Source organism: Hymenobacter fodinae (assembly GCF_004745825.1).
GTDB classification, from domain to species: domain Bacteria; phylum Bacteroidota; class Bacteroidia; order Cytophagales; family Hymenobacteraceae; genus Hymenobacter; species Hymenobacter fodinae.
On record NZ_SRLA01000001.1, the window covers coordinates 415,396 to 434,704 of the forward strand.

The 19,309-nt window shown below is 58.5% G+C and carries 15 protein-coding genes; 8 read left to right on the forward strand and 7 right to left on the reverse strand.

From position 1 onward, the window contains the following. Positions 1-142 precede the first annotated feature (142 nt). The 3 genes from EU556_RS01720 to EU556_RS01730 all read left to right on the forward strand — a co-directional run bounded on the left by EU556_RS01720 (position 143) and on the right by EU556_RS01730 (position 4,758). Positions 143-1,480 (forward strand): family 1 glycosylhydrolase, encoded by a 1,338-nt coding sequence (locus EU556_RS01720; RefSeq protein ID WP_135430391.1) that lies wholly within the window; start codon positions 143-145, stop codon positions 1,478-1,480. Between the two features lie 356 nt (positions 1,481-1,836). Then, entirely contained in the window at positions 1,837-3,279 is a 1,443-nt protein-coding gene (locus EU556_RS01725) for a M16 family metallopeptidase (protein WP_135430393.1), read from the forward strand. Positions 3,280-3,288: 9 nt separating this feature from the next. After that, entirely contained in the window at positions 3,289-4,758 is a 1,470-nt protein-coding gene (locus EU556_RS01730; protein WP_135430395.1) for a M16 family metallopeptidase, read from the forward strand. Between the two features lie 121 nt (positions 4,759-4,879). Here the strand turns inward: EU556_RS01730 and EU556_RS01735 are convergent, their stop codons facing one another. Next, positions 4,880-5,242, reverse strand: coding sequence for a winged helix-turn-helix transcriptional regulator (locus tag EU556_RS01735; RefSeq protein ID WP_135430397.1), 363 nt, complete (start codon positions 5,240-5,242; stop codon positions 4,880-4,882). 83 nt (positions 5,243-5,325) lie between these two features. On the opposite strand from EU556_RS01735, the gene EU556_RS01740 reads away from it, so the two are divergent. Further along, positions 5,326-6,138: an SDR family oxidoreductase gene (locus EU556_RS01740; protein ID WP_135430399.1), complete on the forward strand. Its 813-nt coding sequence runs from the start codon at positions 5,326-5,328 to the stop codon at positions 6,136-6,138. Positions 6,139-6,274: 136 nt separating this feature from the next. Here EU556_RS01740 and EU556_RS01745 read toward each other — a convergent pair whose 3' ends face one another. From EU556_RS01745 to EU556_RS01765, 5 genes are all read right to left on the reverse strand, one after another. Next, positions 6,275-7,792 carry a catalase gene (locus EU556_RS01745; RefSeq protein WP_135430401.1) on the reverse strand — a complete coding sequence of 506 codons (1,518 nt, stop codon included), beginning with the start codon at positions 7,790-7,792 and terminating at the stop codon, positions 6,275-6,277. A gap of 260 nt (positions 7,793-8,052) precedes the next feature. Continuing rightward, positions 8,053-8,994: an SdiA-regulated domain-containing protein gene (locus EU556_RS01750; protein ID WP_135430403.1), complete on the reverse strand. Its 942-nt coding sequence runs from the start codon at positions 8,992-8,994 to the stop codon at positions 8,053-8,055. Between the two features lie 54 nt (positions 8,995-9,048). Beyond that, complete coding sequence (locus EU556_RS01755; RefSeq protein ID WP_135430405.1) at positions 9,049-9,324, reverse strand: hypothetical protein; 276 nt, start codon at positions 9,322-9,324, stop codon at positions 9,049-9,051. A 238-nt stretch (positions 9,325-9,562) separates the two neighbouring features. Next, positions 9,563-10,939, reverse strand: coding sequence for a sensor histidine kinase (locus EU556_RS01760; RefSeq protein ID WP_135430407.1), 1,377 nt, complete (start codon positions 10,937-10,939; stop codon positions 9,563-9,565). Beyond that, positions 10,939-11,616 carry a response regulator gene (locus tag EU556_RS01765; RefSeq protein ID WP_110976297.1) on the reverse strand — a complete coding sequence of 226 codons (678 nt, stop codon included), beginning with the start codon at positions 11,614-11,616 and terminating at the stop codon, positions 10,939-10,941. Before EU556_RS01765 ends, EU556_RS01760 begins: the two co-directional genes overlap by 1 nt. Before the next feature lie 294 nt (positions 11,617-11,910). Here EU556_RS01765 and EU556_RS01770 point away from each other — a divergent pair, with 294 nt between their 5' ends. The 4 genes from EU556_RS01770 to EU556_RS01785 all read left to right on the forward strand — a co-directional run bounded on the left by EU556_RS01770 (position 11,911) and on the right by EU556_RS01785 (position 16,761). Continuing rightward, positions 11,911-12,840 (forward strand): LysR substrate-binding domain-containing protein, encoded by a 930-nt coding sequence (locus tag EU556_RS01770; protein ID WP_135430409.1) that lies wholly within the window; start codon positions 11,911-11,913, stop codon positions 12,838-12,840. 54 nt (positions 12,841-12,894) lie between these two features. Next, positions 12,895-13,629, forward strand: a complete 735-nt coding sequence (locus EU556_RS01775; RefSeq protein ID WP_135430411.1) for an alpha/beta fold hydrolase — start codon at positions 12,895-12,897, stop codon at positions 13,627-13,629. A 188-nt stretch (positions 13,630-13,817) separates the two neighbouring features. Continuing rightward, entirely contained in the window at positions 13,818-15,827 is a 2,010-nt protein-coding gene (pulA, locus tag EU556_RS01780) for a type I pullulanase (RefSeq protein WP_135430413.1), read from the forward strand. A gap of 94 nt (positions 15,828-15,921) precedes the next feature. Beyond that, positions 15,922-16,761 carry an MIP/aquaporin family protein gene (locus tag EU556_RS01785; RefSeq protein WP_135430415.1) on the forward strand — a complete coding sequence of 280 codons (840 nt, stop codon included), beginning with the start codon at positions 15,922-15,924 and terminating at the stop codon, positions 16,759-16,761. A gap of 192 nt (positions 16,762-16,953) precedes the next feature. On the opposite strand, the gene EU556_RS01790 is transcribed toward EU556_RS01785, so the two are convergent. Beyond that, the gene (locus EU556_RS01790) at positions 16,954-19,290 is read right to left on the reverse strand and encodes a patatin-like phospholipase family protein (RefSeq protein WP_135430417.1); all 2,337 of its coding nucleotides are present in this window, start codon (positions 19,288-19,290) and stop codon (positions 16,954-16,956) included. Positions 19,291-19,309: the final 19 nt, after the last annotated feature.

Below are 19,309 nucleotides of genomic sequence, written 5' to 3' on the forward strand. Positions count from 1 at the left end.
TTGATGGACATTGAACGACCACAACAACCTAGCCCAATACCCACTTGTCAACATCAAAACCAAACTGAACACCAGCTCCGTGGTCAACCACCCCCAACCCCTCCTCATCTGAGGAGGGGAGCTGATGTTCTATCACTTCCTCATGGCCAAAAGCTTCCTGACCCATATCAAAGACAAGTTCGGCGACGGCACCTACGAGGGCGACGAGTACGGGGGCGCGGCCGGTCACGACGGCAGCGGCCTACCCACCAATAGCCCCGGCAACTTCATGTTTGCTACCGGTATTGAGTGCTCGTACCCCACCATTGGCCACGGCACTATCCGCCGCGACCTGCTGGCCGAAACCAACCACTACGCCCGCTACAAGGAAGACCTGGGCCTGGTGAAAGAGCTCGGCCTGAAGGTGCTGCGCTACAACCTGCCGTACTACCTCATCCACAAGGCGCCGGGCAAGTTCGACTGGGAGTTTGCCGACCAGGCCATGGCCGAAATCAAGCGCCTCGGCATTACGCCCATTCTGGATCTGATGCACTTCGGCGTGCCAGACTGGATTGGCAACTTCCAGAACCCCGAGCTGCCGGTGCACTTTGCCGAGTACTGCGGGGCCGTGGCCAAGCGCTACCCCTGGGTGCGCTTCTACACGCCCGTAAACGAGATTTACGTGACAGCGCGGGCCTCGGCCAAGGATGGCATCTGGAACGAGCAGCTCAAGGACGACCGCGCCTTCATCACGGCCATGAAGCACATTGCGGCGGCCAGCATCATGGGTAACCAGCAGATTGCCCGCTACCGCCCCGACTGCATCATCGTGCAAAGCGAGTCGGCGGAGTACATCCACGAAATGCGCGCCGTGGAGAGCGACGAAATTCGCCTGACCAACAAGCTCCGCTTCCTGTCCCTGGATTTGCTGTACGCCCACACCATTGATGCCGAAGTACTGCTCTACTGCCTGGATAACGGCTTGACTCGCAAGGAGCTAGAGTGGTTTATGGCCGGCGAGCCACCCGGCTACCAGATCATGGGCAATGACTACTACGGCCGCAACGAGCGCATCATCAAGCCTAACGGCGACTGGTGCTCCGCCGAAGACGTGCTGGGCTGGTACACCATGACGCGCCAGTACTACGAGCGGTACCGCAAGCCCGTGTTCCACACCGAAACCAACACCTTCAACGTGAAAGACGCCGAGTGCTGGCTCTGGAAGCAGTGGGTAAATGTGCAGCGCATCCGCCAGGACGGCGTGCCGGTGGTAGGATTCACCTGGTACAGCCTCCTCGACCAGCTCGACTGGGACATCAGCCTCGCCGAAAAACGCCTGTCCGTCAATGCCTGCGGACTCTATGACCTCGACCGGAAAATCCGCCCGGTAGGGGAGAGCTACAAAATGATGATTCAGGAGTTCGGCCAAATCACCATCATGCCCCACGGCGAAGTCTTCGAGTTCACCAGCCGCCCCGCTACGCTGAAGGTAGAGAAGTAGGGGTGGCCTAGGGTAACTGCTAAATACCAAGGAGCTATTTCCCCTCCTCAGATGAGGAGGGGCTAGGGGTGGTTGACTGGCCTAGAACGACTTCTAGAACTAGAGCTAGTGGATGTTCAACGATTGGTCAACCACCCCCAACCCCTCCTCATCTGAGGAGGGGAGCTCATGTTCTGGTGAAAGCATACTAGGCCAGTTCCACCTCATCCATTCATTGACCAAAACCAGCCGCCAATACCCTGGCTGAGTCGGTTCGTTGAATAGTTGCTTTTCTTATATAGGGTAGGATTAATTCTTTGATTCAGATTATGTAGGTTAGGAACACTTTCTCATTCCTCACTTCCCATTCTCCTGATATGAAGCAAATTACTCCGCTAGGCCAGGCGCTGGGCTGGGGCACCGCCTTCCTGCTGACGCTGGGTGCCTGCAGCCCCAAAGCCACCCCGGTAGCCAGCACCAGTGCTACGCCACCTCCCACTGCCGAAGCCACGCCGGCTTCGGCGGCTGCTTCATCATTCCAGATTCCGGTGGAGTATTACACCTTACCGAATGGCCTAAAGGTAGTTCTCTCACCCGACCACACGGCCCCCACGGCTACCGTGGCGGCCTACTATAATATTGGGTTCCGCAATGAGCCGCGCGACCGGACCGGATTTGCCCACTTGTTCGAGCACCTCATGTTTCAGGGCTCCCAGAACCTGGGCAAGATGGAGTTCATTCAGTTGATTCAGAAGAACGGCGGCATCCTGAACGGCTCTACCCGCTTCGACTTTACCAACTATTTCGAGGTAGTGCCCTCGCATAAGTTGGAAACCATGCTCTGGGCCGAAGCCGACCGGATGCGGGGCCTAGCCATCAACCAAGCCAACCTCACCAACCAGCAAGGGGTAGTGAAGAATGAGGTGCGCGTAAACGTGCTCAACCAGCCCTACGGCGGCTTTCCGTGGCTGGATATGCCCCAGTACGCCAACAAAAACTGGAACAACGCCCACAACTTCTACGGCGACCTGAAGGACCTCGACGCTGCTACCCTGGAAGATGCCCAACAGTTCTTCAAAACCTACTACGCCCCCAACAACGCTGCCCTGGCGGTAGTCGGAGACTTTGAGCCGGCGCAGGCCAAGGCTTGGGTGCAGAAGTACTTCGGCAACATTCCGGCCGCTACTCAGCCGCCCAAGCCCGACCTCACGGAGCCCCGCCAGGAAAAGGAGCAGCGCTTCACCAAGGACGATAAGCTGGCCACCAAACCGGCCCTGGCCTTTGCCTACCACATGCCTGAGCGCAACACGCCCGAGTACTATGCCCTCATTCTGCTCGACCAGATTCTGCTCCAGGGCAAAGACTCGCGCCTCTACCAGGCCATGGTGCAGAAGCGCGGACTCACCGACGACGTGAGCGGGGGCATCAACTACCTCGGCAACGCCTTCAACTACGCCGGCCCCATGCTCTGGATGGGCAACCTCGTGTACGACCAAACCGTGAAGTCTGACTCCGTGGTGAGCGTGCTGGATCAGGAAATCAACCGCTTAGCCAAAGGCGGTATTGATCAGCCGACGTTAGACTTGGCCGTGGTGAAGCTGCGCTCCAGCCTCTACGATCAGCTGTCGGGCTCCGACAATTTCGGTCGGGCTGATATGCTGGCTGCTTTCGCGCTGTTCGATAACGACCCTTCGCGCATTAATACCCTGGAAGGTGAGTTCCGCAAAATCACGCCGGCCATCATGCAGCGCACCATTCAGGAGTACCTGCGGCCCACCAACCGCACCATTGTAGTTGTAAACCCATTGGCCAAAAGCTAACCCCGACTTATGAAAACGTTCTATCTCGGGTTGCTGAGCGCGGCCCTGCTCACCACTGGCCTAGAGGCCTCGGCCCAGACCAAGCCCGCTGCCAAACCAACATCCAAACCTGCTGCTAAGTCCGCGGCGGCTCCGGCCGTAGCCAGTGCGCCCAAAGAAACGCCCCCGCCTGGCAGCACCCCCCGCGATTTTGCCTTGCCCGCCAAGGAGGAATTCGAGCTGCCCAACGGCCTGAAAGCCCGCCTAGTGCCCTACGGCCAGGTACCCAAGGTCACGATGATGGTAGCCATTCAGGCCGGCAACGTGCATGAAGGTGCTGATGAGGTGGGCGTAGCCGATCTGGTGGGCAAGTTGATGAACGAGGGCACCAGCACCCTCAACGCCACCCAGCTCGCCGACAAGGTCGCCCGCATGGGCGGCTCCCTCAACATCTCCGTAGGCCAGGACCAAACTAACATCTGGGCCTCCTGCCTCTCGGAGTTTGCGCCTGAGCTAGCGGCCCTCATGGCCGAGGTGGTACAGCACCCCGCCCTGCCAGCCAGCGAGTTGCCCCGCATCAAGAGCGACTTTAAGCGCCAGATGAACCTGGCCCGTGCCCAGCCCAGCACCCAGGCCCGCCAGAAATTCACGGCTTCGCTCTACGGCAACCACCCCTACGGTAGGCCTATCCCCACCGATGCCGCCATCGATGCCCTCACCATGGAGCAGGTGAAGGCCTTCTACCAGAACCAATACGGCGCCCAGCGCACCAGCGTCTACGTGGCCGGCAAGTTCGACCAAGCAGCGCTGCGCCAGGCTATTACCAAGAGCTGGAGCGACTGGACCAAAGGCCCGGTGCCCCACATTGAAATTGCCAAAGCCCAAATCCGGCCCGACGTGATGACCATCGACAGGCCTAGCGCGCCCCAGTCGACCATCGTCATTGGCATGCCCGTCGTCGACCCCTCGCACCCCGATTACATGAAGGTGCGGGTGATGAACTCCCTGCTGGGCGGCTCCTTTGGCTCGCGCATCACGCGCAACATCCGTGAAGACAAGGGCTACACCTACTCGCCCTACAGCTTCATTGAAACGCACTACCGGGCCGGCAACTGGAGCCAGAACGCCGATGTGACCACCCAGGAAACCGGCAATTCCCTCAAGGAAATCGTGTACGAGATTGAGCGCCTGCAGAAAACCCCGCCTACTACGGAGGAATTGAAAGGCATCCAGAACTACGAGTCGGGCCTATTCGTGCTGCGCAACTCCACGCCTAGCGGCATCATCGGCCAGCTCAACAGCCTAGATCTGCACGGCCTCCCCGACTCCTACCTCACCGAGCAGGTCAAAAACATCAACGCCGTTACGCCCCAGCAAGTCTCGGAAACCGCCCGTAAATACGTCCGCCCCGAGGCCATGACCATCGTGGTCGTTGGCGACAAGAAAATCATCGACCCCCAGATCAAGAAGTTCAAGGACAGCCGCAAGAAGGCGTTGTAAACTAATGCTAAAGCCAGTTTTCCTCCTCATCCAAGGAAGGGAACTGGCTTAATCACGATGGTATCGCACGATAAGATGTGCGAAAGCACGAGAAGTCTGGCCAAGTTATAAGTTGCCTGGCCTAGCTCGAGGTGCCTTTGATCTTCATGCGGTGCTTCAGGCCAAACTCCACCAAGGCATTAATGACGGGTTGGATTTCGGTAGCATGGGGCGTGAGAGCGTACGAAACCGTGACCGGCTTGGTGTTATTGACTGTTCGGGTAATAAGCTGGTTTTCCTCTAGCTCCTGCAATTCTTTCGATAACACCTTGGGTGTGATACCCACCGAAGTTTCTTGTAAGTCTTTGAAGCGCAGGGTACCATAGTTGTATAGGTTAAGCAGGATGCAGAATTTCCACTTTCCGCTCAACAGCTCAATGGCGTCTTTTAGGGCCAATACTTTCTCCTTGTGTAGGGTGAGGGGTTGTTCGCAGGTCGCCGGCATAAATAGTCGCTTTCCTAAAGGTAACGGATAACAAAAGTATAGTGACTGGCCCACACTTTTGGTTTGTAATCAAGACAAGCCAAATGAAAAAGACCATTTTTATTACGGGCGCCTCGTCTGGCATCGGTAAAGCAACCGCTAAGCTATTTGCGGCCAAAGGCTGGAATGTAATTGCCACCATGCGCAAGCCCGAAAATGAAACCGAGCTCAACCTGCTGGACAATGTGAAGCTGTTGCCCTTGGATGTAACTAGCCTAGAGCAAATCCAAGACATCACGCAACAAGCGTTGGCGTTGGGCCCCGTTGATGTAGTATTTAATAACGCCGGCTATGCCCTGCTAGGGCCGCTGGAGGCTGCTACCGACGAGCAGGTGGTTCGGCAGATGGAAACCAATTTTCTAGGCGTGGTGCGCGTCACCCAAGCCTTTATTCCGAGTTTCAGGGCTAGGAAGGCTGGCCTGTTTATTACCACTAGTTCCTCGGCTGGGCTGATGGCTTTTCCGGTCAGCTCAATGTATGATGCCAGCAAATGGGCCCTGGAAGGCTGGAGCGAAAGCTTGTCATTTGAACTAAGCCAGTTCGGAATTGGCATCAAAAACATTGAGCCAGGCTTGGTAGCCACTGAGATAGGGGATAAGTCGGTCACCGTTTCGCACCCCGAGTATGACGAGCTGGCGAACAAATTCTTTGCGGCCATCAGCGCGCCTGGCATGGGAGTTTCTAGCTCTGAGCAAATTGCAGAAGTGGTGTACGAAGCCGCTACCGATGGCACCGATACCCTGCGGTATGTGTGCGGGGAGGACGCGAAAGCGCTGTATGCCCAACGCTTGGCCGTTGGTGATGAAGAGTTCAGAAAGGGGGTTCTTCAAATGTTGGCAGGGCAACCCGCCAGCTAGCCCGTGTGCTAGGCTTTTGACTGAAGTTAATGCTGGAGTTCTTAGGCCAGGCCCCCTAGGTCTTTCGGTTAAAATCGAAAAGCCAGCCCATTTGGGCTGGCTTTTCTTGCAAGTAGGTGTGCGAGGTCGAGTGTAGTTAAACAGCCGCTGCTGCGGGCTGGGGGTGCTGGGTTGGCATTTCCACGTCAACTCCCAGGCCTTTGGCAATGGCCATACCCAGGCGGATATCGGCGCGGAACCAGTGGCAGAGTTGACGCTGGATGATCATATCCTTCTTCGGGCCGTCGATGCCGCTCATAGAGGCCACCACGTTATCGATGAGGTTACGCTGGGCTTGGGCATCCAGTAGGCGGAATAGGTTGCCGGGCTGGGTGTAGTGGTCGTCTTCGCCGGGGCCTACGTTGCGGTCGTAGCGGTCGGCGAAGAGGCCGTCCAGCTCCTGGGCGGGCTCCCCTACGGTTTTGTCTTCCACAGGGCCGTCGAAGGAGTTGGGGAAGTAGTTCGGGCCGGGGCCGCCGTTGTCGCCGAGGGCCATTCGGCCGTCGCGTTGGTAGTTGCTGAAGCCGTAAGGGCAAGCATTTACGGGCAGATGCTCGTAGTTGGCCCCCAGGCGGTAGCGCTGTGCGTCGGGGTAGCTCAGGATGCGGCCTTGCAGCATTTTATCGGGCGAGTAGCCAATGCCATCTACCACGTGGGCGGGGGCGAAGGCGGCTTGCTCCACGTGGGCGTGGTAGTTTACGGGCACCTCGTTCAGCTCCAGCACGCCTACTTCCTGCAGTGGGAACTCACCCTGGGGCCACACTTTGGTCAGGTCGAAGGGGTTCCAGCGGAAGGTTTTGGCCTGCTCCTGGGTCATGGTCTGGATGAACATCTTCCAGCGGGGAAAGTTGCCGTTATCGATGGCGTCCACCAGGTCATGCTGGGCGAAGTCGGCGTCCTGAGCCTTCATCTGGGCGGCATCTTCGCTCGAGAAGTTCTTCACGCCCTGCTCGGTGCGGAAGTGGAACTTCACCCAGGTACGCTCATTCTGGGCGTTGATCAGGGAGAAGGTGTGCGAGCCGTAGCCGTGCATGTGGCGGTAGCCGTAGGGCGTGCCGCGGTCCGACATCAGAATGGTTACCTGGTGCAGGCTCTCGGGGTTCAGGCTCCAGAAGTCCCACATCATTGTGGCCGACTTCAGGTTGGAACGAGCCTCACGCTTCTGGGTGTGAATGAAGTCGGGGAACTTCACCGGGTCTTTCACAAAGAACACCGGCGTGTTATTACCTACCACGTCCCAGTTGCCGCCTTCGGTGTAGAACTTCAGGGCGAAGCCGCGGGGGTCGCGCTCGGTATCGGCCGAGCCCTTCTCACCGCCTACCGTGCTGAAACGCAGAAAAATGCGGCACTGGTTGCCCACTTGGCTGAAGATCTGGGCGCGGGTAAGGCTAGTAATGTCGTGCGTTACGGTGAAGGTGCCGTACGCGCCCGAGCCTTTGGCGTGTACCACGCGCTCCGGAATCCGCTCCCGGTTGAAGTGGGCTAGCTTCTCGTGCAGAAAGTAATCCTGGAGCAGCAGCGGCCCGCGGGCACCCGCCGAAACAGAGTTCTGGTTGTCGAAGATGGGCCGGCCGGAAGCGGTGGTCAGCTTCTTGGGTTGAGTTGATTCTTCCATGGGAGAGGATGAGTAAGGAGATGTCAGCGTTTGCAGCCACGGCACATGGCCTAGGCGGTGCACAAAGGTTGAGCTTCGCAGGATATAAGTAAAATCGATTGTTTTTATAGTGGTATAGTATGTGTCTATAGCTGTTGAGTGTTTTGCGTCTTGGGCAAATAGCTACACCCCGCCTACCAGAGAGGTAAGCGGGGTGTAGTTGGTATAGGCAGAGGGAAATAATCTGCTAGCTTGACTGGCCTAGCAGGCTCAGAAAGTGCTTATTGCCGGGGGCGGAACAAGTGAATGGTAGCTTGGCCCGACTTCTTACCAGCTTCGGTAGCTATATACAACTCTCCGTTGGGGGTGAAGGCCAGCCCCTCGGGCTGCGGAAACAAATCGGTGGGGAGAGGCTGAGCAGCTAGCAGTTGCCCCGTTTTGTCGAGCTCCACAATACCGTTCTGCCGCGCCGAAAGCACAAATACGTGGTGCGTGAGAGGGTGCACCGCTACGGCAGACGGGGCAAAGCCCTTCATACCGCCCTTCTTGCCTTTTTTACCTGACTTCTTGGGGGCGCTATCCTGGCCGGGCACGCTGGCTACTATCGATTCCACATCGAGGATATAAGCAGGGGTAGTCTCTGCCTTGTAGGTGCCAGCCTGCAGGCGGTACACGGCCCGTTTGGTGTCCGGTAGGTCGGCTCCCGGTTCGCCTTTGCAGGCTACTAGAAGTGTTTGTGAGGCAGTATCGTAGGTGAGGCCTTCGGGCTCGTTGGCGAAGGTTAAGCCAGTTTCGTACTCCTGGGTGTTGGTACCATCGTAGCGGAAGAGGGTGCCGTCGCTGCGCAGGATAAACCAGTCGTTGCCCACGCGGGCTAGGTCCTCGTAGTCGCCATCTTTCCCGAAGGGCACTACGCGGTCAACGCGCTTGGCGGTGAGGTTGTACTCGTAGAGGTTACCGGTTTCGTCCTCGACGCCTGTAATCTGGTTGGCGCCGTGGAGGGCAATACCCGAGAGTTCCATGAGCTCAGCGGGCATAGCGTACGAGGCGGCCGGACGGGTAAAGTCGTAGGCCATAGCTGAGGAAGCGCGCGACTCAGCGCCCGCGCCGGGCAGGCTCACGGTGCGCACCGGCACTACCGGAATGGAAGCAGAAGCTAAGTGAGTGGTAGGGGTGCTGCACCAGTTCGTGAGCAGTAATAGCGGCAAAAACAGCGTTTTCATGGGAGTGTAGTAGAAGCGGAAAATGAGAAGTGGCCTAGCTGAAGTAGCCAGACTTTAGGGGGCAGTAGCCGTAGTGTTGGGGGCAGCTTGGCCCTGGCAAGCGGCCAGTTGCTGACGGGTTGCGCGCAGTTCCTCGGTCAGGGCGGCCCAGGATTCATCATCGTCGTTATCGTCATCATCGTCGAGGTCGTTAAGGACAGACGCCGGGACGGAACGAGCAGAGCGGTAGCCGGGGGTAAGGCAATACACGTTGACACCCACCGAAACCAGCAGGGCCAGCGCGAGCAGCCACGTCAGCAGAAAACCAGTAGAGCGGGAAGTTGCAGACATTGGGAAGCGTGTAAGTACTCCACAAAGGACCGCTCCCGAGATTAACGTCGTCTGACTACCACATTAAAATAACATGAACGCCTAGGCCTGGAGTAGAAGCTTGCGCTCTGAAAAAGAACGTCATGCTGAGCCTGCCGAAGCATCTCTTCCTCTGGCTAACCAAGTGGCCTAGCAACGAAGCTGTAGAGATGCTTCGGCAAGCTCAGCATGACAATTAGGGTAATTTGCTCCGCAAGGGCTAGGCTGCAGGCAGGCGAACTGAAACCTGGGTCCCTTTTCCTACCTCGGAGTCGATCTGCAATTGCCCCGCGTGGACTTGGATAATCTTCAGGGTAATGGCCAGCCCGAGGCCGTAACCGGGCTTGTCGCGGCCATTGGTGCCCCGGTACAAGGGCTCCTGAATGCGCGCTAGTTCTTCAGCAGGCAGGCCTAGGCCAGTATCAGTGATGGTGAGCAGGATGTGGTGGGCGGTTTCGTAGCCCAAGCCCACTGTCACGGCTTGGGTAGAGTATTTGCAGGCGTTATCCAGCAGGTTGAGCACGGCCGTTTGCAGCAGCTGAGCGTTGCCGCGCACCATAAACACCTCTTCCACCGACTCGGGCCACGTGCCGAATTCCACCTGCACCGTGCGGCCGGGGTAGCGGGCCGAGCATTCATCCACGGCTTGCAGCACCACGTCGTCGAGCTGTACGGGGGTGCGGCGGAAGGAGGTATCGTCGGCTTTGGCTAAGGCCAGCAGGCCGTTGGTGAGGTCGATGATGCGCTGAATTTCCTCCACGGCCGAGTCGATGCTGCGCTTGGAGGCGGCTAGCTCCGTGTCGTAGGCCGAGGAGGTTTCCAGGGTACCCAGCACGTTGGCCAGGGGTGTCCGTAGCTCGTGGGAGGCGTGGGAAAGAAAGCTCTTCTGGGCTTCAAAAGCCTGCTCTAGGCCACTGAGCATCTCGTTGAACGTCATGGCCAGCTGGGCAATTTCGTCCTGGCGGTTGCCCTCGTTCACACGCTGGCGTAGGTTGGTAGCCGTAATGCCTTTTACCTCCGCTACCATCCGCGAGAGCGGCTGTAAGGAGCGGTTGGCGAAGTACCACGCCGCCCCAATAATGAGCACTAGCGCCCCCAGGTTGCCGCCGAGCAGAATGGAACGCAGCGTCTCGAACTCCTTGCCGCCAAACTGGTCGCGTCCGGCCACGAAAATGAGGTAGGGCTGCCCGTGGTGGCGGTACAGCATCCCGAGGGTTTCAATGTCGCCCCGTTGAAAGCGCGCGGGTTTCTTGCGGGTAATCTGGTCGAAGTAGGCCGTGTCCTGGGTGGGCGTTCCGGCGTCCTTCTTCTCCTGGGCAATGTGGAAAACCAGCCGGCGCTGCGGGTCATAAATGCTGATGCGCTCGTTGTGCATGGTCAGCAAATCCTTCTTGCGCAGGCTGCGCAGCATGTCGGGCTGCAGATCGAGGCGGTGAATGAGCAGGTTGGCGGTTTGTTCGGCTTTGGCCTCCAGGCGGTGGTAGAAGCGCAGCTCCCGCGCCTGGGCACTGTAGTAGTAGATAAACGCAGTCAGGCAGAGCTGAATGGTGACCACCAGCGCCATAAACCGCAGAATCAACTTGTTCCGAACCAGCATCAGCCTTCCCGCATTACGTAGCCCATGCCCACCACCGTATGAATCAGTTTGGTGTCGAAGCCCTTATCGAGCTTGCGCCGCAGGTGGCTGATGTACACGTCAATCACGTTGGTGTTGGTGTCGAAGTCCAGCTCCCAGACTTTCTCCGTGATATCGACGCGGGAAATGATTTTGCCCCGGTTCAGGAGTAGGTACTCTAATAGGGCATACTCCTTGGCCGTGAGGTCGATGCGTTGGCCGCCGCGCGTGACGGTTTTACGCTCCAGGTTTAGCTCTAAGTCGGCAATTTGTAGCACGCGCTTCACGGCGGCATGGTCGGCGTTGCGCTTGGTGAGGGCGCGGGTGCGCAGCAGCAACTCCTGAAACTTAAAGGGCTTTACCAGGTAGTCGTCGGCGCCGGCTTCGAAGGCCAGTACCTTGTCGTCGAGGCTGTCGAGGGCCGTGAGGAAGAGCACCGGCACGTGTGGGTTGTCCTCCCGGATGAGCTTGCAGAGGGCAAACCCGTTGATGTAAGGCAGGTTGACGTCGAGGATGATGAGGTCGTAGGCGTGCTGCCGGAACAGGGAAAGCCCGAGCTGCCCATCGTAGGCCACATCCAGGTCATACCCTTCATTCTGAAAGCCTTTCTGCACAAAGGAAGCCAGCTTGGGCTCGTCTTCCACCAGGAGTAATTTCATAGCAACAGAACAGTATAGCCAGTTGAACTACAAACCTGGCCTAGGGTTGCGGTTTAGCAAGTAAGATGCTGTAATTCAGGTTGCTGGCCTAATACAACTCTCTAAACCGTCATGTCGAGCTTGTCGAAACATCTCGCGTGGTGTCATTGGGTTAGCCTGGCAACGTCAGCACGCGAGATGTCTCGACAAGCTCGACATGACGGCCTGGCATTTCTTGGCTCATTGCCCTAGTTAGCTTTATAGTCAGAGTAGCTTCTCAATGCTAAACGTATAGACTGCGTCTATATTTGCGGCATGAACATTCAGCAGCTTGAGTACCTGGTGGCCCTGGATACGCACCGGCAGTTTGTGCTGGCGGCGGAGAAGTGCCATGTCACCCAGCCCACGCTCAGTATGCAGTTGCAGAAGCTGGAAGAGGAACTGGGCGTGCTGCTCTTCGACCGTACCACTAAGGGTGTGCAGCCCACGGCTGTGGGGGAGAAGGTAGTGCAGCAAGCGCGGCAGGTACTGCGGGAGGTGCAGCAACTGCGCGAGGTAGTGCAAGTAGAGAAGGATGAGCTGGTGGGCGAACTGCGCCTAGGCATCATCCCGACGCTGGCGCCCTACCTGGTGCCGCTGTTTCTGGTGGAGCTGGTAGAGCGCTACCCCAAGCTGCGGGTGCAGGTAGAGGAGCTACAGTCGGCCCAGATTATCCAGCAGCTCAAGGATAACCAGCTAGACGTAGGCCTGCTGGTAACACCCCTCGACGACCGGCAGCTGCGCGAAATTCCGGTGCTGGAAGAGCCCTTCCTAGGCTACATTTCTGAAAACCACGAGCTGTACCCCCAGGCCACCATCAGCCCGCAGGATATGGGCGCGCCGGGCCTGTGGCTGCTGCAGGAAGGGCACTGCTTCCGGCACCAGGTGCTCAACATCTGCTCCCCGGCCCCCGTGGACACCACCCGGCCCTTCACCTACGAAAGCGGCTCTATTGAAACCCTCAAGCAGTTGGTGCGCCGCAACCACGGTTACACGCTGGTGCCGGAGCTATCAGTGTTGCCCGAGCTAGATAATCCTATGGTGAAACGCTTCGAGGCACCCGAGCCGGTACGCGAAATCAGCTTGGTGGTGCACCACGGGTTTGTGCGCCTGCCGCTGCTAGAGACTCTCCGCGCCATTATTCTGCGGCAAGTACCCGAGCGGCTGCAGGCCGGCAAGGCCCGCCAGAAAATAAAGTGGCGCTAGGCTAGGGAAAACTTGCCGTCGGACCCGAAACGCGTAGTTCGCGTAGAAGCTCGTATGCCCGACTCTCTCACCTTCATTGGCCTGCACTATTGGGCCGGCTCCGGCCGCGAATTTCAACAAATGGCGAAACTGCTTGCTCCCACGCACAACTTCCTGGCCCCCGACCTCTCTGGCTTTGGCGAATCGGTGCCGCCGGTGGGGGGCGGCTACTCGGTAGATGCGTACGCCGATCAGATAGCCAGCTTTATTGCGGACAAGCAGATAGCCCGCTACGTGCTGGTAGGCCACAGCATGGGCGGCAAGATTGCGCTGGCCCTGGCCGCGCGCCAACCTGCCGGCTTAGCTGGGGTGGCCCTGCTCAGCCCTTCGCCGCCTACCCCGGAGCCCATGACCGACGAAGACCGTATGGCCAGTATGCGCAGCTACGGCAAGCTGACCGAAGCCGAGAAAACCTTCAGTAAAATAACCGCTAGGCCACTGCCAGAAGAAATTCGTCAGCAAATTCTGAAGGATAATATGCAAAGCACCCGCTTGGCCTGGGACGCTTGGCTGTTGCACGGAAGTCGGGAAGATATCAGTGCCCGGATGTGTAACGTAGTAGTGCCCTGCGCCATACTGGCCGGCGACCAAGACAACGTAATGTCGCCCTCCGTGCACGGTCTGGAAACCCTGCCTCTTCTGCCCGTTGGTACGCCGCTGGAAATCATTGGCGGCGCGGGCCACCTGCTGCCCTACGAGGCACCACAGGAGGTTGTAGACTTGTTACGCGCCTTTGCGGAGAAGCTATAGCTAGGTCACTGGCTTAGTACTGTCCTTCCAAACGAAGTAAGGAATCTGGGTTACCATTCAGTGGCCTCATTCAGATTCCTCACTTCGTTTGGAAGGACAACTTTAGTGGCCTAGGCCACTCAGGCACCAACTCCGCGCATCGAGCAACAGTCTAAAACTCCGAACTTGTGGGCCCATCCCCACTCTACATGAAATCCAGGTTTTTCCTATCGTTGCTGCTCGCCTTGGCGACTCTTACCACCTGCCGCACTGCCCGCGTTACGGATGTATATGCTACGTACCCCACCTACGATGGGCCCGACCTGGGCCTGACGTTTGTGCGGGGGCAGGCCCGGCTGCGGGTTTGGGCACCTACGGCCGAAGCACTGGCCCTCAAGCTGTATACCGAAGGCACCGGTGGCACGCCGGTGGCCGATTACGCCATGCAGAAATCAACGGGCGGTACCTGGACTTACACACTGCCGGCCCAGCACCTAGGCCAGTTCTACGTGGTGCAGGCCACTATTAAGGACAAGCAGTTGGCCGAAGTGCCCGACCCTTACGCCCACGCCGTGGGTATCAACGGCCAGCGCGGCGCCCTGCTCGACCCCGCCACCGTGAGCCCTGCGCAGTGGGAAGACGACCTTCGGCCTAAGCTTAAGAGCCCCACCGATATCGTAATTGGGGAGGTGCACGTGCGCGACCTGACCAGGCATCCACAATCGGGCGTGCAGCACAAGGGCAAGTTCTTGGGTGTGGCCGAAACCAGCACCCGCGGCCCCCAGGACGTGCAGACTGGCCTAGACCACCTCACCGAGCTTGGCCTTACCCATGTGCACCTTCTCCCGACAAATGACTTTGCCTCCGTAGATGAAAGTCAGCTCCAGCAGAACCGCTACAACTGGGGTTACGACCCGCTGAACTACTCCGTGCCGGAAGGCTCGTATGCCACTGACCCCGCCGATCCGGCAGCCCGCATTCGGGAGATGAAGCAGATGGTGCAGACTCTGCACCGCAGTGGCCTACGGCTGGTGCTGGACGTAGTGTACAACCACACCGCCGATGCTGGCCGCAGCTCCTTCGAGCAGCTGGTGCCCGGCTACTACTACCGCCACAACCCCGATGGCTCCTATTCTGATGCTGCGGCCTGCGGCAATGAAGTAGCCTCGGAGCGGCCCATGGTGCGCAAGCTCATTGTGGAGTCGGTGGCCTACTGGGCCCGGGAGTACCACGCCGATGGGTTCCGGTTTGACCTCATGGGCATTCTCGATATCCGAACAATGCGGGCCGTGCGCGTGGCCCTGGACCAAATCGACCATAGCATTTTTGTGTACGGCGAAGGCTGGGCCGCTGGCACCAGCCCCTTGCCCGAAACCGAACGAGCCGTGAAGGCCAACATCGGCCGCCTCGACCGCATTGCTGCTTTCGGCGACGAGCTGCGCGACGGCGTGAAAGGTCACTACGCCCGTCAGACCGAGCCCGGCTTTGCCAGCGGGCAGCCAGGACTGGAAGAGAGCGTGAAGTTCGGCATTGTGGGCGCCACCCAACACCCTCAACTCGATTACAGCAAAGTCAACTACTCAAAAGCACCCTGGGCCGCTTCGCCCATGCAGGCCATCAACTACGTGGCCTGCCACGACGACCGGGTGCTCTGGGACAAGCTCACCGTATCCAACCCCGGCGCCACCGAGGAGGAGCTGATTAAGATGGACTTGCTCAGCAATACCATTGTGTTTACCTCCCAAGGCGTGCCCTTCCTGCCCGTAGGCGACGACTTTTTGCGGACCAAGGGTGGCTCCCACAACTCCTACAATCTGCCGGATAACGTCAATCAGCTTGATTGGGCCCGGAAGGCGCAGTACCTGCGCATCAATCAGTTCTACCGCCAGCTCATTGCCCTGCGGCGCGCCCACCCAGCTTTCCGGCTACCCACCCAAGAGCTGGTGCAGCAGCACTTAGAGTTTCTGCCCGCGTTGCCGGCGGGTACCATTGGGTATCGGCTGAAGAATCACGCCGGCGGCGACGCCTGGAACACTATTGTGGTGCTGCTGAATGGCAGCCGCCAACCTGCCCGCCTGCCCATTCCCGGCGGGCGCTACTCGGTGGTGCTGGAAGGGCAGCAAATCAACCAGCAAGGAATCCGGACGGTGGAAGGCTCTGAGGAAGTGTTACCGGTGGAAGTACCTGCCTCTTCAGCCCTCATTCTGGTGCAGCGCTAGGTCTGTGGGGCCAAGATCCGGAAGCTCAAGCGTAGAAACCGCTAACGGTGGAGCTCGTTGTAACTAGCCCACCCTTTTCCTTCCGGAGTTGCCTATGTCGTTCGTTTCTCAGCTGCGGTCTGCCTTTCGGCGGCACTGGCGGCACTACTTGGCCGAAGCCCTGGGCATTGCCTTTTTCGTGACCTGTGCCGGCCTCCTGACTACCTTGTTGGAGCACCCGGCCTCACCCGTCCGGCAGGCCCTGCAAACCAACGACACGGTGCGCCATTGGCTGATGGGCTTAGCCATGGGCTTGGTGATTGTGCTGATTGTGTATAGCCCTTGGGGCAAGCAGTCGGGGGCGCACATCAACCCCGCCGTAACGGTGGCCTTCTGGCAGCTGGGCAAAATCAAGACGCCCGACGCCGTGTGGTACGTGCTAGGCCAGGTAGCTGGCGCCATTGGAGCGGCGCAACTCCTAAAGCTTGTTCTCGGCCAACTGTATGCTCATCCCACCGTCAACTTCACGGTTACGCAGCCCGTGCCGTTGCCGCGCGGAGAGGCGCTGGCTTTTGCGGCAGAGTTTATTATCTCTTTTGTCCTGATGCTGGTGTTGCTAGTAGCCCTGCACTCGAAGCGGTTAAAAGAGCTGACTGGGTGGTTGATAGGTATCCTGTTGGCCTTGTATATCGTGTTTGAAACTCCTTACTCTGGCATGAGCCTCAACCCGGCACGCAGCCTGGGCTCGGCGGTAGCCGCCGACAGCTACCGGGGTATGTGGCTGTACTGGGCTGCCCCCATTCTTGCCATGTGGCTGGCCACGGTATTATTCAGGCGCCTCTATCATGGCGAAGATCTGCCCTGCGCCATCCTGGCCGGCTGCGGCCCCACTGCCTCTTCTCCTCACTCTCCCGGCGAAGAGCCTCCCCAATACCCAGATGAGGGAAAGGAATAATAGAGTGATGAGATGGATGAATAGATGGAGCCATGAAGCAAAAAGCACGTCATCCTGAGCTTGCGAAGGATCTTATCACGCGAAAACGACTGGCCTAGTACAAGCCGTTCATGTGTGGCAAGATCCTTCGTTGCACTCAGGATGACGTGCTTTTACCATTTACCTCGTCGCCTCGTCACCTCACTACCAAACCTACTCCAACGACCGTTCGCGGAAGAGAACGTAGCCGATATGGGCGAAGACGCCGAAGCGGTGGTTGCTGTCGTCGTAGTGAATGGCTTGCACAGAGAGCGGGCCCACGGGCGTCTGGTACACTAGGCCAGTCATCAGGGTGAGGTAGGGCCGGCTGACGTTGTTGGAGCGCCGGACCAGCACTGGGTTGTCGAAGGCTTGTTTCCAGGGGCGAACGAGTACGTGTGCGTAGCCCTCGGTGCGCCACTCCAGTCCCCGGAAAATGCCGCGCACGTAGCGCAGGCCAGCGGCGGCATAGGCCGTGCCCCGGTAGTTATCCAGGAACAGGGTGCGGGAATCAGGCAGGGGCAAGAAGGCGGCTGAGGTGGTCAACGACGAGCGGTAAGTGGCAAAGGCTCCTTGAGTGCTGGCTACGGCATCAACTAAATAGCCCCAGGAATGCGTTTTAGCTCCCACTGAGTCGCTCTTACTCAGCGAGAAATACTGCTCCACGAACAAGGAGCCGCGCACCCACTGCTGATTTTTGGTTCGGCCCACTACGCCGTTAGACGTGGTGCCTGGGTCGTACTTCTCTTGGCCAGAAACCCCGCGGAAGGCGAAGTCGGCTCGGCGGCCTTTGGTGGCATACTGGCGGCGGTCGAGGGAGTTGCGCTCGAAGCGGATGCCCCCCGTGAAGCCCTGGAAGCGGTTCAGGTCTAGTTCATCGGTGGTATTCACCTCCCGCGTGTTGGCAAACCGGTCGCGGTTGGTAAAGGCTGCCAGATCAAGCACGTAGCGGCTACGGTAATTGGGGCTGATGCCAACGTTGATACCCGTTTTAAGGTCGCGCTGCACCAACTGGCTGGTGGCAGCATTCTGACCTAACAGGCCACCCGTGTCTTGATAGTTGAGGTTGTTGAAGGTGACAATCGGCTCGAAATACAGCGGTACTTGCCCAGGCACACTTACCCTAAACGAGCCCTGCACGGCGTTGTAGAAGCGCCCAACGGTGGCGTTGCCGCGCACGGTATACAGGTAGCGGCTCAAGTAGCGGTAAGCCCCACCTAGGTAAAAGTTGCTCATGGAGCGCGACGAGAGCAGCACGCCCAAGTCGGCGGTGAGGTTGTTGGCTTGGCGCGCATCAATGCTGAGGCCGTAACCCTTCTGCGCCTCGGAGTAGCGCACCCGGGGGTACACATTGGTAAAGAAGTCGTTGCTCACCAAACGGAAGTAGCCCTCCTCAATGTCGCTGGGAGTATAGGTAGAGCCGGTGCGCTGAAAGAACCGCCGCACAAACTCCTGCTGCTGCCGAGGTAAGCCCTGCACCGAAACGCTAGTAAAATCGGGACGGGGAGCCCGTTCCTGAAATGCCCGCCGCCGCTGCTGCAACGACACGGTATCCTCGCGGCGCTGAATGCGCTTGAGCATGAGGGCCAGTTTCTCATTGGCTGCGCCTTCGCCTAGGGCCACCAGCCGGCGCACACGACCAAAATCAGCGGCGGTGTAGTCAGTCAGGTCGGGCTGAATGAAGATGCCGTTGGGACCCACGGAAGTCGTATCTGCGCCATTCGAGCCCAGGAAAATTAGGGTGCTGGTCAGTAGCTGGTCGTCTTTCTCCTTGGGGTATTTGTTGTAGGCCACGTCGCCCACATTCACCCCAATAATAACGTCGGGCTTAAACTCATCCTTGATAACGCCGGTCGGGAAATTATCGACCACGGCCCCATCAAACAGGTAGCGCCCATCTTCCTGCCGAATAGGCCGGAACGCCAGCGGAAACGCCATGGAATTGCGCACGGCATCGGAGAGGGAGCCACTGCGCTGAATCACTTTCTGGCGGGTAAACACCTCAGAGGCCACGGCCCGGTAGGGCACGAATAGGTTATCGAAGTTGTAGTTGGAAATAGCACCGGCCGGGGCCAGCATGGTGGCCAGCACGTAGTTAAGCGTAGCATCGTTGATGATGCGCGGCGTCACGCGGGTACGAAAAGCCGAGTCGATGGACAGGCCTAGGTGCAAAGCTGCGGGCGAAGGGTCGGCGTCGTAGAAATTAAACACCTTGCCTTCTAGGGGGCGGTTGGCTACCCAGTTCTGAAACTCTGGCTTCAGCACAATTTCCTCAATTTCCTCAGGAGAGTAGCCGGCCGCGTACATGCCCCCCACAATGGCGCCCATGCTGGTGCCCACAATGTAGTCGATGGGGATGCGATTTTTCTCCAGCACTTTCAGCACACCCACGTGCGCTAGGCCCTTTGCCCCGCCGCCGCTAAGTACTAAGCCCACTTTTTGAGCTTGAGCGGTAGGCCTGTGCACCAGCCACAGGCAGAGAAGTAACAGGAAATAGTATCTTTTGGGCATACGCGCAGCAGAGAGTAGA

Coding starts and splice junctions, on each gene's coding strand:
- EU556_RS01720 (WP_135430391.1), top strand. CDS start 143: ATGGCCAAAAGCTTCCTGACCCATATCAAAGACAAGTTCGGCGACGGC.
- EU556_RS01725 (WP_135430393.1), top strand. CDS start 1,837: ATGAAGCAAATTACTCCGCTAGGCCAGGCGCTGGGCTGGGGCACCGCC.
- EU556_RS01730 (WP_135430395.1), top strand. CDS start 3,289: ATGAAAACGTTCTATCTCGGGTTGCTGAGCGCGGCCCTGCTCACCACT.
- EU556_RS01735 (WP_135430397.1), bottom strand. CDS start 5,242: ATGCCGGCGACCTGCGAACAACCCCTCACCCTACACAAGGAGAAAGTA.
- EU556_RS01740 (WP_135430399.1), top strand. CDS start 5,326: ATGAAAAAGACCATTTTTATTACGGGCGCCTCGTCTGGCATCGGTAAA.
- EU556_RS01745 (WP_135430401.1), bottom strand. CDS start 7,792: ATGGAAGAATCAACTCAACCCAAGAAGCTGACCACCGCTTCCGGCCGG.
- EU556_RS01750 (WP_135430403.1), bottom strand. CDS start 8,994: ATGAAAACGCTGTTTTTGCCGCTATTACTGCTCACGAACTGGTGCAGC.
- EU556_RS01755 (WP_135430405.1), bottom strand. CDS start 9,324: ATGTCTGCAACTTCCCGCTCTACTGGTTTTCTGCTGACGTGGCTGCTC.
- EU556_RS01760 (WP_135430407.1), bottom strand. CDS start 10,939: ATGCTGGTTCGGAACAAGTTGATTCTGCGGTTTATGGCGCTGGTGGTC.
- EU556_RS01765 (WP_110976297.1), bottom strand. CDS start 11,616: ATGAAATTACTCCTGGTGGAAGACGAGCCCAAGCTGGCTTCCTTTGTG.
- EU556_RS01770 (WP_135430409.1), top strand. CDS start 11,911: ATGAACATTCAGCAGCTTGAGTACCTGGTGGCCCTGGATACGCACCGG.
- EU556_RS01775 (WP_135430411.1), top strand. CDS start 12,895: ATGCCCGACTCTCTCACCTTCATTGGCCTGCACTATTGGGCCGGCTCC.
- pulA (WP_135430413.1), top strand. CDS start 13,818: ATGAAATCCAGGTTTTTCCTATCGTTGCTGCTCGCCTTGGCGACTCTT.
- EU556_RS01785 (WP_135430415.1), top strand. CDS start 15,922: ATGTCGTTCGTTTCTCAGCTGCGGTCTGCCTTTCGGCGGCACTGGCGG.
- EU556_RS01790 (WP_135430417.1), bottom strand. CDS start 19,290: ATGCCCAAAAGATACTATTTCCTGTTACTTCTCTGCCTGTGGCTGGTG.